At 61.2% G+C, this 13,631-nt stretch carries 16 protein-coding genes and 3 pseudogenes; 8 read left to right on the top strand and 11 right to left on the bottom strand.

Annotated elements, in window-relative coordinates; genetic code table 11:
* A pseudogene (locus IVA74_RS10330) lies at positions 1–134 on the top strand (ABC transporter substrate-binding protein); the annotation flags it as partial.
* Positions 135–703: 569 nt separating this feature from the next.
* Here IVA74_RS10330 and IVA74_RS10320 read toward each other — a convergent pair.
* Positions 704–1,629 (bottom strand): annotated as a pseudogene (locus tag IVA74_RS10320) (Ku protein).
* 142 nt (positions 1,630–1,771) lie between these two features.
* On the opposite strand from IVA74_RS10320, the gene IVA74_RS10315 reads away from it, so the two are divergent.
* The 3 genes and pseudogenes from IVA74_RS10315 to IVA74_RS10305 all read left to right on the top strand — a co-directional run bounded on the left by IVA74_RS10315 (position 1,772) and on the right by IVA74_RS10305 (position 3,369).
* Positions 1,772–2,179 (top strand): hypothetical protein, encoded by a 408-nt coding sequence (locus IVA74_RS10315; protein ID WP_247342461.1) that lies wholly within the window; start codon positions 1,772–1,774, stop codon positions 2,177–2,179.
* A gap of 19 nt (positions 2,180–2,198) precedes the next feature.
* Positions 2,199–2,646, top strand: a pseudogene (locus tag IVA74_RS10310) (hypothetical protein).
* On the top strand, positions 2,647–3,369 hold the full coding sequence (locus tag IVA74_RS10305) for an SOS response-associated peptidase family protein (protein ID WP_247342459.1): 723 nt from the start codon (positions 2,647–2,649) through the stop codon (positions 3,367–3,369). It begins immediately after the preceding pseudogene.
* 224 nt (positions 3,370–3,593) lie between these two features.
* Here IVA74_RS10305 and IVA74_RS10300 read toward each other — a convergent pair whose 3' ends face one another.
* From IVA74_RS10300 to IVA74_RS10270, 7 genes are all read right to left on the bottom strand, one after another.
* Entirely contained in the window at positions 3,594–4,625 is a 1,032-nt protein-coding gene (locus IVA74_RS10300) for an alpha/beta hydrolase (protein WP_247342463.1), read from the bottom strand.
* 909 nt (positions 4,626–5,534) lie between these two features.
* On the bottom strand, positions 5,535–6,260 hold the full coding sequence (locus IVA74_RS10295; protein WP_247342456.1) for a hypothetical protein: 726 nt from the start codon (positions 6,258–6,260) through the stop codon (positions 5,535–5,537).
* Positions 6,257–6,673, bottom strand: a complete 417-nt coding sequence (locus tag IVA74_RS10290) for a phage holin family protein (protein ID WP_247342453.1) — start codon at positions 6,671–6,673, stop codon at positions 6,257–6,259. The genes IVA74_RS10295 and IVA74_RS10290 overlap by 4 nt, the downstream gene beginning before the upstream one ends.
* On the bottom strand, positions 6,670–7,269 hold the full coding sequence (locus IVA74_RS10285) for a hypothetical protein (protein WP_247342450.1): 600 nt from the start codon (positions 7,267–7,269) through the stop codon (positions 6,670–6,672). The genes IVA74_RS10290 and IVA74_RS10285 overlap by 4 nt, the downstream gene beginning before the upstream one ends.
* Before the next feature lie 92 nt (positions 7,270–7,361).
* Positions 7,362–8,345, bottom strand: a complete 984-nt coding sequence (locus tag IVA74_RS10280) for a DUF3618 domain-containing protein (protein WP_247342447.1) — start codon at positions 8,343–8,345, stop codon at positions 7,362–7,364.
* Positions 8,346–8,814: 469 nt separating this feature from the next.
* Complete coding sequence (locus IVA74_RS10275; protein ID WP_247342445.1) at positions 8,815–8,997, bottom strand: hypothetical protein; 183 nt, start codon at positions 8,995–8,997, stop codon at positions 8,815–8,817.
* Positions 8,998–9,173: 176 nt separating this feature from the next.
* Positions 9,174–9,392 carry a hypothetical protein gene (locus IVA74_RS10270; RefSeq protein WP_247342442.1) on the bottom strand — a complete coding sequence of 73 codons (219 nt, stop codon included), beginning with the start codon at positions 9,390–9,392 and terminating at the stop codon, positions 9,174–9,176.
* A gap of 901 nt (positions 9,393–10,293) precedes the next feature.
* Between IVA74_RS10270 and IVA74_RS10265 the strand changes: the two genes are divergently transcribed.
* Both IVA74_RS10265 and IVA74_RS10260 read left to right on the top strand, forming a co-directional pair.
* The gene (locus IVA74_RS10265; protein WP_247342440.1) at positions 10,294–10,515 is read left to right on the top strand and encodes a hypothetical protein; all 222 of its coding nucleotides are present in this window, start codon (positions 10,294–10,296) and stop codon (positions 10,513–10,515) included.
* 19 nt (positions 10,516–10,534) lie between these two features.
* Complete coding sequence (locus IVA74_RS10260; RefSeq protein ID WP_247342437.1) at positions 10,535–10,960, top strand: hypothetical protein; 426 nt, start codon at positions 10,535–10,537, stop codon at positions 10,958–10,960.
* 847 nt (positions 10,961–11,807) lie between these two features.
* Here the strand turns inward: IVA74_RS10260 and IVA74_RS10255 are convergent.
* The 3 genes from IVA74_RS10255 to IVA74_RS10245 form a co-directional block, all read right to left on the bottom strand.
* A complete protein-coding gene (locus tag IVA74_RS10255; protein ID WP_247342434.1) occupies positions 11,808–12,020 on the bottom strand; it encodes a hypothetical protein in 213 nt (70 codons plus the stop codon).
* 324 nt (positions 12,021–12,344) lie between these two features.
* Positions 12,345–12,578, bottom strand: coding sequence for a hypothetical protein (locus tag IVA74_RS10250; RefSeq protein WP_247342432.1), 234 nt, complete (start codon positions 12,576–12,578; stop codon positions 12,345–12,347).
* 212 nt (positions 12,579–12,790) lie between these two features.
* A complete protein-coding gene (locus tag IVA74_RS10245) occupies positions 12,791–12,985 on the bottom strand; it encodes a hypothetical protein (RefSeq protein ID WP_247342429.1) in 195 nt (64 codons plus the stop codon).
* A 123-nt stretch (positions 12,986–13,108) separates the two neighbouring features.
* Here IVA74_RS10245 and IVA74_RS10240 point away from each other — a divergent pair, with 123 nt between their 5' ends.
* Positions 13,109–13,267: a hypothetical protein gene (locus IVA74_RS10240; protein ID WP_247342426.1), complete on the top strand. Its 159-nt coding sequence runs from the start codon at positions 13,109–13,111 to the stop codon at positions 13,265–13,267.
* Positions 13,264–13,443, top strand: a complete 180-nt coding sequence (locus IVA74_RS10235) for a hypothetical protein (protein ID WP_247342424.1) — start codon at positions 13,264–13,266, stop codon at positions 13,441–13,443. Before IVA74_RS10240 ends, IVA74_RS10235 begins: the two co-directional genes overlap by 4 nt.
* Positions 13,444–13,631: the final 188 nt, after the last annotated feature.

Below are 13,631 nucleotides of genomic sequence, written 5' to 3'. Positions count from 1 at the left end.
GCGCCAAGCCTATGGACCTCCCGGTAGAGAGGCCAACAAAGTTCGTCCTCATCATCAACATGAAGACGGCCAAGGCGCTCGGTCTCACCGTTCCGCCATTGTTGCTGGTACGGGCCGACGAGGTGATTGAATAGAAGGCCCGCCGCGCTGCATGAGTCTGGTGTTGGCCCGTAGCCGACTAGCTAGGGCGAGCTGGCCATGTCCGGTTTCGAAGAGTCTAGCGGATACGCCTATCTCTCGGCCACCGGCTGTCAACCTTCGCCCTACACGCGCCAACGATGCGAGGATGCTACCGATCCGCACCAGCTAACGCTCAAAACTGTGCTCGTCCGTGATCTGCTGGGAGCAGCAAGGCGAAAATCAGCTGGACCTGAGGTGTGAGTGCTCACTGGCGCGAGCGCGGAAGCTTGGCGTACCATCCGGTATACGGCGAGTTCTTGATCGTGTGGCGGCTGAGGTCGGGCGCGCCGTGCTTCCACCAGATCGCGCCGCGCTCGCCGATGGCTCGCTTCGCCTCTTCGACCGCCCGACGAGCCGTTTCTTCCGCTTCAATATTCTTGCGCGCCTTGGCATCGCCACCGCCCGCCTCACGCTCATAAGCCGCCGCACCAGGTCAGATCTCTCCTGCTCTCCGAGGGCCGGGTTTGCCATGTGCCAAAGGCGTCCGCGGACGACGAAATATCGGCCGTCAGGAGTCAACGGATCACGCCGACTTCCGCTGGCGACCGGCCGCCGGCTTGTTCGCCGCTTCCTTCGCGAGCTTCTTCCCGGCGATCGGCATCAGCAACTCCTTCTGGCCAGCCGTCGCCTTCTTCGCTTTCTTTGCCGGCTTTTTCGCTGCCTTGCTCTCCGCAGCTGTGCCGCCGACGCTCTTGCGCAAGGCGTCCATCAAATCGACGACGTTCTCGCCGCGCGGACGACCCTTCGGGGTGATCGGCTTGCCGGCGCGCTTCTGGTTGATGAGGTCGATCAGCGCCATCGTAGTGGTCCTCGAACTTTTCCGGCTCGAAGTTGCCGGCCTTCTGGTTCACGATGTGCCTGGCGAGATCGAGCATGTCCTTTGTGACCTTCACGTCCTGGATCTCATCGAAATACTCGTGCTCGCTGCGCACCTCGTACGGATAGCGCAGCAGAGTGCCGACGAGTCCCTTATCCATCGGCTCGAGCGCGATGATGTGCTCGCGGTTGGTCAGCACCACGCGCCCTATCGCGACCTTGTCCATCTCGCGGATGGTCTCGCGGATCACGGCGAGGGCATCGTGGCCGACCTTGCCGTCCGGTCTGATGTAGTAGGGCCGGATCAGGTAGCGAGGATCGATGTCGGACTTGTCGACGAACTCGTCGATCTCGATTGTCCTTGTGGACTCCAGCGCGATCCCCTCCAGCTCTTCCTTGGTGACCTCGATGAACTAGTCCTTCTCAAGCTGGTAACCCTTAACGACTTCCTCGTTGGGCACCTCGTCGCCGGTGTCGGCGTCGACCTTGAGATACTTGATCCGATGACCGGTCTGCCGATTTAGCTGGTTGAACGAGATCTTCTCGCTCTCCCGACGTCGCCGGGTACAGCGCGCCGGGACAGGTGACGAGCGAAAGACGCAGGAAGCCTTTCCAGTTGGCGCGAGGGGCCATCAACGCGGTACTCCGAACAGGGCGGCGGGTGGATTCAAGACGATCGGCCGACCATGGTTCCGACATCACCGGTCGACCGTCTGTGTGATTTTTCGAGAGCCGGACTCGACTCTCCTGTTCTTGATATGTTCTAATGCCAAGCATGAACGACCGCCCCGCGAGCTGGCGCATGCCCACACCTAAGCAGATGGAAAAAATGGCCGCTGCCGTCAGCAGGAAGGCCCCTCCCCCCGGCGGACCGGGGCCGGGGGACGATCTGCCGCCGGAATACTGGCAGGCGCTCATGGAGGACGGGGGCGTCGAGGCTCGCCGTCTGAGCGCGGGCGCGTCCGGACGGATGCTGCGGCTGGACCAAATTCCCCAGCATTTACTGAGAGTGGGCTGCCGGCGCTGCGGCCGGACCGTCGAGATCCAGAAGGCCGATGCCGCCCGGCTGTACGGTCCGGACGCGGTCTGGAGGGACGTCGGACAGCGCCTCTTGGACAACATCTGCACTCAGCGGACTGGGCGCCATGAGGAAGACGGCTGCTGGCCGTCGTTCGATACCTGACGGGTCCGGAGCCCGGGCGATGGCGCCCAAGTATCACCCGACGCCCCTCTCCGGAGGCGACCAAGGCCCTCAACAAGGAGCTCGGCCGCGCCCGGGCCATGACCACGATCCTTGCGACGCAGGCCGCCGATGCCAGAGCCAGGGGCGAGGCACTGATCCGGACCGCGGACAAGCTGCTGTGCGAAAGCTGGAACGAGCGCCTGTGGGCCGACGGCGAGCCGATCGCCCCCTCGCCGACTGTCGACCAGGCCGTGAACGGCGGCTATAGCTGGCTGAAGATCGAGTGCTCGCGCTGCAAGACGCGGCGGAACGTCGAGCTCGCCGAACTTTCCCACCCTCCGACGACCTTCGTCCACGACCTGGCCGGCCGGCTCCGCTGCAGCAAGTGCGCCAAGGCCAACCGCCGCCCATCGGCGACACTGCTGCAGTTGGCACAGCGCGGTCGCCATCCGGATCCGGAGACCTGAATGTGTAATCTCTATTCGATCACCACCAACCAAGCCGCGATCAGCGCGCTATTCCGGGTCGTCAACCGCTACGTCGGCAACCTCGCGCCGATGCCCGGGGTGTTTCCGGACTACACGGCGCCGATCGTCCGGACCGGCGCCGACGGCCGCGAGTTCGCGACTGCGCGCTGGGGCATGCCGTCGTCGTCGAAGGCGCTGATGGATGCCACCAAGAAGCGTGCCGAGAAGCTGCAAGCGAAGGGTAAGACCGTCGATTTCAAGGAATTTCTGCGGATGGAGCCGGATTCCGGCACGACCAACATCCGCAACGTGAAGAGCAAACATTGGACGCGGTGGCTGGGTCCGGAGCACCGCTGCGCGGTGCCGTTCAACTCGTTCAGCGAGTTCAACAAAGCCGAAGGCGGCGACGTCTGGTTCGCGCTCGACGAGACCCGTCCGCTCGCCTGCTTCGCCGGCATCTGGACCAACTGGACGTCGGTCCGGAAGGTCAAGGAGGGCGAGACCACCAACGATCTTTACGCGTTCCTGACGACCGAGCCGAACGTCGAGGTCGGCGCCGTGCACCCGAAGGCGATGCCCGTGATCCTGACGACGCCCGACGAAGTCGAGACCTGGATGAAGGCTCCTCCGGACGAGGCCCTGAAGCTGCAGCGGCCGCTTCCGGACGGGGCGCTCAGAATCGTCGCCCGCGGCTCGAAGGAAGACCCCGCGGCGGGAAGGTAGCGTTCTGCACAGGCGCGGCGGGAACAGATGGACAAGCCCTGGCGCTCTCGATGGCGAATCCCTGCTCCGTGCTAACCGCTCGGAACGAGCAGGTGGGCAGAAGAACTCGTCCTCGCAGGAGTGATCTGGATGCTTATGACGAAGGAACGACGGCCGGCGGTACAGACGCTGCGAGGCTGGGCGATCAACGCGATCGGCGATACCTGCCCGGAATGCCCAGCCGCTTAGCGATTGACATGTGCTGGATCGCGCTCGCCCTTGGCGGACATAGATGCCGCCTCTTCGATAGCCGCCATCAAGTCCGAGGTTGCGGACTGCTGGATCATATGCCCTGCTCCGGCGATACGTCGCAACCTGCTCTGCTCGACCTTGTCACGCAATCGCGCGGATTGCTCGAATTCGATCAAGCGGTCGTCCTCACCCGCGATTATGACGGTCGGCACTGTGAGTTCGCTGTAGGTTTTTGAAGCTGCAAGGGCGATGGGGACCATCATTGCGGCTTCTTCAGCGCTGGCGCGGAGTTGAGACGGCCGAACAGCCATCTCGACTGGAAAGCCGGCGAACTTCTCCGGGACGCTTTGCGGTCCGAATATCTTGCGCATGAGTCCGGGCCACATCAGTCGGGCGACGAGCGGCGAGATTGTGTTACTGACGATGTCCCCAAGCCCCGGTACCGCAGGCACGGACGGCGTGGCCAGATCGACCCTGGGATTCGGAAAGTAGTATCCGGACGCCAACACCAGCGCTTCGACGAACGAGGGGTGCCTTATGGCCAAGGCAATCGCCACCGAGGCTGCCCAAGAATGCCCGAGCACAATCGCTCCCCGGATGCCGAGTCGCTCGAGAGCCTTTTGGAATAAGTCCGCCTGTTCGTCCGGTCCCCAAACGATACTGCGGGGTCGCGAGCTGTGGCCAAAGCCCGGGCGGTCGAACGCGACTACCCTGTAATCCTTGGCAGCGAGGTCGATCAGGCCGCTCGATTGAAAATCCTGGATCATGCTCCCATTGCCGTGAAAAAGGACAAGCGGACGGCCGCTACCGCGTTCCATGTAGTGGAGCCGAACGCCGTCGATATCGATAAATCTGCCCTGCGGCGGATTCTCGCGTTCCGCCTTGCGCGCGAAATACCGGTTTACGAGCGCCGTCGCCGCCAGAAGAGCCGCTGCGCCAGCAACCATCGCGACCGCGGGCCGTCGCCGGAGCGCGGTCTGGAAATCAGACAAAAACGATGGAGAACTTGTGCGCTCTAGAGCCATGTGCGGTGCCTCGGGATGGTCCGCACGATGACGTCGCCAGCGCGGAATGGAACAGGTGATCGGCAACACCCTTCGGCTTTCTACGTTCCTCCGCCGCTGGCCGCATAATCCGTCGTAGCATCGAAGAAGGATCCACAATCATCTCGACCTGATTGCGCAATCACGATCACGACCTTGGGGGTCGGGTGCGGAAGTTGCTCGATATGCGAGGGGCCGGTACCCAGAGTTGAGCATTGTCTGATGTCCGGCGGCGCTTTGGTGCGTAGCGACGCGACTTTCCTGCTGAAGCCGTTTTCGCCGGGGACCTCCTCAAGCCTTTCGACAATAAATATCTTGAGTCGGTTACGGCCCAGCTTAGATGGTCCGACGGCTTCGACCGGCCACCAATCCGTACACGAAGAGTACGATGATGGCGCAGACCTCGTCGAGACTCGGATTCGCCATAGCCGCCGCGGACGGCCGAAGCCGAGCAACGCTACTACGCCCTGCTGGAACAACCCGCCATGGCGGCATAACTTAAACCAAATGGCCTCCGCAATCCCGGGGCGGTTCAGTCATGGGGATGCTCCTGTCTTGAGCGAAGTTTGCCAACTCCTCATCTTCAAGACAGGACGCCCCACAGCGCTATCCTGTTTGCTGGGCCGCCGGCCGCGGCGCCCTACCGCGCGAGCGGTTTAGTCCTTTGACCCTAAGCGGTCGTCGCGATGACCAGGGGCCGTTCTTAGTGGAGCGCTGACAGCGCGCACAGCGTCGCCGAAGCAGATCTGCTTCGCTGCACTGCTTCGAAGAGCCTGATCACGTATCGGGGAGCGCGAGCTGGGCACCTAGATGATGCGCTGATGTTGTACGCGGAATAACTCGGAAGCGTCGCCGCGGGCGTCGCGACGACTCTTCAGTGTTCACAGCACATTAGGGCGACTTGGCCCTTTCACGGGCTGCTTGGACTGCATCCATACCGGTCTGCCTGATCCGATCCAGAGCCTCGGCGCCTGTATCGGAGACCTCGGCCAACAGCGAGTCGGAACTTTCGCGCAACGCCTGCGAGACGGCACCTACACGGGTCTTCAGGTCGGTCTTCACATCATCGCTGGTTTCTCCGACATACTCATTCTCGATGTCTGTTGTTCGAAACGCCCCTGCGATTGCGGCGCCGATTGCCAAGCCGACGACGCCAAGCACCAGCGGCTGCTTTTCGAGCACATCAGACAATGACGACTTTGCTTTTGAGACGGCTTCGCCGCCCGGAACCTGGTCGCCCAATTTGGCGAAGCCGTCCCGCACCATCTCTACGCCGTCCTCGAACTGAGCTGTCATCTTGTCCGCGGTCCCTGACAGAACGCCGGACGCCGCTGACCGCAACGTATCGCTGCCATCGAGTGACCCTTCGTGATCCATTTCGGGCGCCGTGGGAGGCGCCGCAGTGCGCTGGAGCGCCGATGCCGCAGTCCGCATCGTGCTCACCCCGCCATCGACCACACCGGACGCGGCAGCCGCCGTGGACCGAGCCGCGCCCTTGATCCTGTCGTCACCAGCCATAAGCCACAGCGCGCCGCCTCCAATAAGGACGGCGGCAAGGGGATTTTCCTTGGCCGCTGCGACCAGATGGTCGAAAAAGCCAGTTTGCGTGCTGCTCATCGGACCATTCCCTTCACAGTGTCCTTGTCCTTTTCCAACTGCCGGATGGTCTCCCGCGGCGCAAGATTACGGGCATCCAGCCGGTTGATGCCGACCGCAAACAGCACGCCCGCAATGGCGCCAGCGACCATCGCGGATGTCAGGTAGGAAAGCGGTTGCGACCATCCCGCGGAGATCAACGCCGCCGACAACGCGAACAGCGCCATCACAATGGCGGGGATCACCAGAAGGGCGCCACCGGCAATGAGGCCTGCTGCTCCCGTTATCTTCTGCACTCTGTCGCTGAGTTCAGCCTTGGCCAAGTCGATCTCGTTCTGGAACAGCTTGGCGAACTGACCCATCGCGTCGGCTACCAGCGTGGAGATGGTCCGAAGATCGTTCTGGCTTGTCTTGATGTCATGCTGAATGGTCATGACACCCTCCCGCCTTTGAAGGACGTCGTTCGCTGGGGACCGTTGCCGGATGCCGATGAGCCCTGCATTGATGCGTGTCCGGTTCGGGTGGAAGACGTGGATCCGCGCCATTCGTCGCCCTGCGTCGAGGACGTTCCACTGTTCATTCCGGGTCGCGATGAAGGCGAGTCACCGCCGGAGGCCTTCAAGAAGCGGACGGCGGCGAAACCGGCGAGCACCGAGATGCCGAGGAAAGCGGCTGGCTGGCGCTTCGCGAAATCGGTTGCGCCGTCGAGGAGATCGCGGAGGCTGCCGTTGCGGATCTTCTCGGCGGCATCTTCAACATAGTCCGCGGCGGAGTTGATGCCGCGGGCGGCAAAAGGCACGTCGCTCTCGAAGGCGCGAGCCGCTTCGCGAACATTGCCGGCAAGTCGCTCAATGAACTCGGCTCCAGACCGCTGCTGCTCGCGTGCCTGGCCGCGAATCTGGTCCATGGTCCCCGAAGCGAGGTCCTTGGCCGCATCCCCCGCTTCCTTGAACTTGTCCTGTGCGACGTCAGCCGTTGCCTGAAAGGCCTCGTCGGCCCGCTGCTTCACAGTCGCTCCAGCCTCCGCCATTTGGTCCTTCAGGTTCTTGGGAGAACCCGCGTCCCGATCTTGATTTGAATTTGTGCCTCTGCTCAGGTCTAGATCGCTCATGGTGCGTTCCTTCAGGTATCGGAATTGCGGGAGGGATTGAAAGCGGCTCCGCCGACGTCGTCGGCGGCTGTCTTGAGCGAGTCAGCGAGGTTCTGAGTCATGCGGCTGGCATGCTCACCGAGACCGGCCTCAGCAACTCTGTTTGTTGCCGCGTCGGCTGCCGACATTGCGGCATCTTTTGCCGCGTCAAATCCGCATTGAGCGGCCTCCGCGGCGGCCCGCTTCACGCCGTCGCTCCCCTGCCCCATTGCCTTGGCTTCAACCTTGGTTTCCGGAAGAGCGGCTGCGATGATGGCTCCGATCGCCACGCCAAGACCGGCGATCAGCGCGGCATTATCGCTGATAATCGCGCGAGCTTGTTCGGGCGCTCTCCCGGCCGCGTTCTTCGCTGCGGAGGCACTGTCCTTCGCCGCATCCACCCCGCTCTTGAGTTTCTCGCCGATCGTATCGGCGGCCTCGGTGGCCCGCGCCCGCAAATCCGCCGCCACGCCGACAGTCGAATCTTGCGCGGAATCGGCCATGCTGGCCGCCTGATTCCGGGCGGAAGATAGTTGATCGGTGAAATCGCCTTGCATAGCGCGCGCTCGGCCCGCCATGTCCTCGAAAACCTCGCCCGCCTTGTCCATCGCAGGGCCGGAAACCTCGGCGGCGCGGTCTCGCACAGTCTTTGAGGTGAGCGCCAGGCCGGCACCGATCATCAAAAGCGGCAGGGGGACGCCGCGTGCCATTCGCAGGAGTGGAACGGCCATGGCCGTGCCGGCGGCCACCGAGCGCATAGGGTTGTCCATGATCTGCTGTTTCAGTCCGTCGACCCAGCTCTTTGTCGTGTGGGTGACGTAGTCGGATACTTCCGACTTGATGTGCTGCGGCGACACCTTGTGGCGGATGTCCTCGGCCGTCTCCGAGACCTGCTCTTTCAGCCGATCGACCGTAGCGGCCAACTCAGCGCGATTTCGCTCGGACTCACGTCTTAATTCCTCCACGGACCGCATCATCGCATCACCCTCTCTCGCTTTTCGGATTTCTTGTAATCGAACTCACGGTTTTTTGAATTGTTCCTAGTGACCCGCTCCGGCGGTGCATTCCATTCGCAGAGCGCACTTCGCACGGGCGAGAGCGCGATCTGATCTTCGCCAAACGCGAGACTGCAATACAACTCAGGAGGTGTTAGTGGCAGCTCAGACGCGAGTAGATATCAGCCAACCGGCGCAGACGACCGCATGGCCTGTGCTGCTGTGCGGCCCGGGCGTCGACCTTCATGGGGAGAGATCCGGGTCCGTCCTGCACCGCTACTGCACGCCCTTATTGTCAGATGCAGCTCAATTCTGGGGCCGACTAGGATCGAAATAGCGGAGCTACGATTGAGGGTCCAACTGGGCCGAGCTCCAAGAACGAAGGAACGACAGCCGATCTCCGGTCAGCAAGAGTGGCGCACATGGGCGCTGGACGATCGCCAGCAGCATACTAGTCAGTCGCACTCGCCGGATCGGCGGCAGCAATCTGCAGTCCCGCCCCGTTGAGAGCCTCCGCAATTTGCTTCGCGAGCAGCTTGGCTTCTTCAATTCCAATTTTCGCGTCTGGGTGATGTGCAAAAAACGCGCAAATCGTCGTGGAGATGATTGTATTCACCTGGTGCGGATCAATCATTTTACGGCACTCGAAAATGCGAACTGCTTTATCGGATCGGCGGCTGCATCACCGGAAGAGCAAAGCGGTCATCGCAAGCCAAAAAACGAGAGAATGGCCGCGACTACAACTATTAGTCCTATGAGGTAAATCAGGCCGTTCATCACAAGAAACCTTCTGGCTCGGTTGAACTAACGTTATTTGAAGGTCCCAAGCCCGATTTTCGCATTGCGTGGCTGAACGGCCGTTAAATTTTCGACATCAACTGCCTTTTCGAACGCCGATAAGGAGTTACCGATCTTGTCGACGATCCTGACCAAATCGGGGTGATGCGAAACCGCTTTCGAACTGACTTTACCTGCTCTGCGCTCGCGAGATCGCGCGTCGTGCGAATAGGCCATGGCGGTCTTGAGCATAGCATGAGCAGATCTCCTGACTAAGTAAGATCAGCGAGGTCCCTTTTGTTCCGATGAGCAACAATCACGCGTGCAATTCATCAACTTGTTCGGCCCCTGATGCACACCTCGATGTCCGGTGTTGGCCCGTCTGCGACCTCGCAGACCATCCGCTCTTCGGCCGCTGTTGCCGGTAAACCGGACATCAGCCGGCCAGCCGCTAATAGTACATGCCCTAGCGTGCAAAAAGGACAGCGCCGCGCTCCTATCGCTTGCCGAGGAGCCTGATATTTTGTCGCCTAAACTCTGATCGATATTTTTTGAAGACGCTGCCAATTTGTTTGTGCCCCGGTGGGGAGTTTTCATGCAAAGAGATTTAGAGTGCGAAAAGCGTAACGCGGCCAGTGCCGCTGAGGTGGAAGAGTTCGCCGCCGAGCCTGTAGCGACCCGCAGACCGGTAGCTGCAAACGATAACAATGAGGGCGGGCCATGGCTGCTCGTTGCATTTCCTGACGATTGGTTCGCGACGTGTTGAAACATGGTCCAACACGGGGCTAGCGCCTCGGCGCGGGTGGCGTCGCGGCGGATCATTGGTTAGGGCTTACCCGTCTTCCCCGACGTGTCAGTGACGAAGCTGGCCAAGTTGGCCGCCTTCGCCTTTCCGCCGCCGGCCTTGCCGGTGCGGCTGCCCTGCCGCGCCTCCCTCCGGATGCACCGCTTCATAAATCTGCCTTTCGCTTCGCGATCAGCTTCGCCCGTTGCGCCGGCGCCAGGTCGCGGCGGATCAGGTTTTCGTCGATGTCAGCGAGCCAGACAACCGCTGACTACAAGAAGGCACAATGAATTTGCCGAGAGCAGGAACACTATTCACCGGGGCGAGGTTTGTCTTCATCAGAGGCTAGGCATTGCGGAGTTCTCTTCCATGGCTACCCAGATCGTGATGGACCACACAGGCGACAGCAGGCATTTCTTTGAGCAAGACCACCCCAAACAGCTCGCCCAGGCTGAGCGGCGCTTCAACAAGTTCATCGGCCAGGGATTTACCGCTGCCACTCGGACGGCGGCCGGCGATCTCGAGGTGATACGGTCATTTGATCCAACCGCGGAGGAAACGCTGTTTTATCCGCGCCTGGTCGGCGGTTAGAACGGTCGCAGCACGGAACATGTTTTTGTTCAGACGAAACGGCGTCGCCCGGGGAGCGAGTTTGCGTGCCCTGCGTGCGCTCTATCGGAGCTTCAACGAGCAAAATGGCCCGGACGCGAGTGCGCGTCGTCTTTTGCGAGAATGGTTATCTGCAGGGCAACGCGCGCAGTTTGATGCCAATGGTTTTTTCGAAGTCACTGGCTCTCTTACCGGCCGGAGATACCGAATCCATCAGGGCACCATGAGTAATGTTTTGGAGCTGGATGAGGCACTGGAGCCCAAGATGGGGTGGTGCTTCGTTCCCGAACGGAGCTTGGCAGTTGGCGATGTGATGCTCGCTCAGAAGATCGCGCTCGAAACCGACGAAGCCGCAGTTCTCGCGATCGCAAAGCCGTTTTCTCCGAGACTGCCCTTTGTGCCTCGAGCAGTGCGGCGCGCTCACTAGATCTGATCATGGGCGGGGCCGTCGCTTGTGACGGCGGCAGCCCCTCGCCGCGAAGGCGCCAGTACGCGAGACGAGGACGACTTGGCGACTGCATCGAGCATCGGCGCTGGGCCAGATCGACGCAAGAACGTCCGTGCGTTAGCGTTACTTGGGCTGCTTAACGGCGTCTGATGGCTTTGCGGGTGGGGACCGGGAGGCGATCGCTTCAACCTTTTGTAGCGTTCGTGCGAACTCAGACCGCAGATGTTGGGCGTGCGCGACGTCCCTCGGCTCTGAGAGAAATGCGATCTTCACGAGGAAGCGGTTCAACAGCGACGCTATTCGAAGATTGTCGGAGTGTTGCGAACGCAGTGCGGTGAGTTGCCGACGCATCTCGACGAGATCAAGCGGTTCGTGGTCCGGCTGGTTTGTCAAACGAAACTGCCTGCAATCAAACGAAGCCGACGCGCCGAATATTATGGCGCGCCGACTTCGCCATGGGTGGTCCCGGACGGGGGAAATGTCCGATGTGCCAAGGTAACCCGCGGAAGGCTCGTCGCAATCTGAGGTTCAGATTAAGCCTGATATGCAGGGTGGAAGTTAATTCGGGAACCGAGAGGACGCGCCGAAGGTGCTGAGCCGGTGAATGCTAAGAAGGAACGTCTAGGCCATGCTATATCTTCACTCTCGACGACTGGGGCAAGACACTCGATGTGCAGGAGATCGAGTGCGGCAGTCCGGAAGAAGCTCTTCAGCTTGGTTCTGCCGGGGTGGCGAACGAACCGATCGAAGTGTGGTGTGGCCCCCGCTCGGTCGGTTTGAGCCAGAGCGAAGGTAAGGGAGACCGCTGCCGCGCCTCCGCGCACTCTTAACCTTGGCCGAGCGCCGCCTTCATGAAGGCGAGCAACACATCAGCCAGCAAGAGACGCTGATAAACCGACTCAAGCGCGAGGGACGCGATCTTGCTCTCGCGCTTTCCGTCCTCGACACCCTGATTGAGACTCAAAAGCTCATTTACAGGAGCGGGATTTGATCGTTGCCGAAGTGGCAAAGCGATTTGGATGAAGATGCTCGCAGTCACAGATCACGATCACGGCCAAACGTTCTTGACAGCCCTCCGTCCTGTACACCACCCGTGGGGCAGCCCGTCTACGCCATCCCGCAGGCGACGACGACCCGCCGTCTTCCTCTTGAGGATCGCCGATGTCGAATGCGCCTAGCCGGTAATCTTTGCCAACCGATTGCTCTGTCGTCGGCGCCACAATCAAAGCGAACGTCGCGTCGGGATAGTCCACACTTCGATGTCGTCTGCCGTGACGGTTAGATAGCCGAAGAAGCACCTGTATCGACCAGGCGCCGTCATGCGGGCGATCTTGTCCCAATTGATCTTGTTAACGCGCACGCGCTAGCTCCAATCGTTTTCGGGCAGCGAGCCGGGCGGCGGTTTGAGTTCTTCTAGGCCGGCTTCGATAATTGCTATTTCGTCTTGGACGGCCCGTACAGCGTTCGCGGGATTGATGCCGGAGACGGCGTGTAGTTCGCCGAGAACCTTGCGCCGATGCGCGAGCAAGTCCGTCAAGGCACGTCGGTCCCGCACCTTCACGTAGCCGGCGACGATCATTTCCATGGCTGTTGGCACAGCGTTGCCTCCTCTCCGCGCCAAACCTGATCCACTGCCGCGCGTGCGGTTATCCCCGCTCCCACGGCAAGAACGCGGGCCAAGTTTACGGCCTAATACTGGGTACTGTCGCAGGGCCGCGATCCGTCAGGGTCGTTCCACTCGGACGTCAGGGCCCTCGAGCAATCCTTGGTGCCTGCTCCTACCGCCGATTGAACGAGCTTTATCCCCTTTCACCAGTTACGCCCGCCGAGCACCCTGCCCTTGTTGTGATGGGTGTGGGGCTTCTTCAGCGCGTCTCGCTGCTCACACAGGGTGTCGATCTTGCCTAGCATCCGCGAGAGCATGGTCTCAGCCGACGCCATGGAGATCCCGGCCCGCTGGAGCTGGAGGATTTCCTTCCTTTGGCGCCCCACCTGCGTGCGCATGCGTTCATTTCCCGCCTGATGTAGTCCAGGTCCGGCATATGCGCCTCTCGTGGAATAATGGCATTAGAACGAAAAGAGCCGGATTCTTCAGGAACCTGAGTTTTTGGCGAAAGTTGTGGGCCCATGAAGCCGGCGAAAACATTCAAACAGCAGGCTCGTGTAGCCGAGAAGGCCGCTCAGGAGACGGCCGACGAATTCGTTTCTCGGCAGATGAAGGCCCTGGCCTCGGGATTTAGAGCGCAGGCCAAGGTTCTGAAGAAGAAAAAGAAGAAGGGAGCATGACGAAAGAATCTCTTCAGAACCAGGTCGACCGGGCCGAAGCCCTCGCCGCCCCGACGGCGGACGACGAGCTTCGCGAGACTCTTCTCAAGGCCGCCGGGGAATATCGAGACCAGCTCAACAGCGCGGCCCCCCAGCGCGCCGATGGGCTGGCCGCCATACTGAGGCTCTTCGAATAGCCAGGCACCGGCGTCTGGGCCGCGCCCCAAGACCGATGAGGAACAAGTCCAACTCGGTCGGAATTGCCGCTCTGAGCTGTCGGCATCCGTGCCGCCAGAAAGCCGCGTGGCGTCGACGCTGCTGCGGGACCTTCATCTTTAAGGAGATCAGCATTGAGCGACCGGACGGGCAATGAACCTGCACCCTT

Source organism: Bradyrhizobium sp. 132, assembly GCF_023074185.1.
Taxonomy (GTDB): domain Bacteria; phylum Pseudomonadota; class Alphaproteobacteria; order Rhizobiales; family Xanthobacteraceae; genus Bradyrhizobium.
This window is presented reverse-complemented; position numbering and strand designations above follow the sequence as displayed.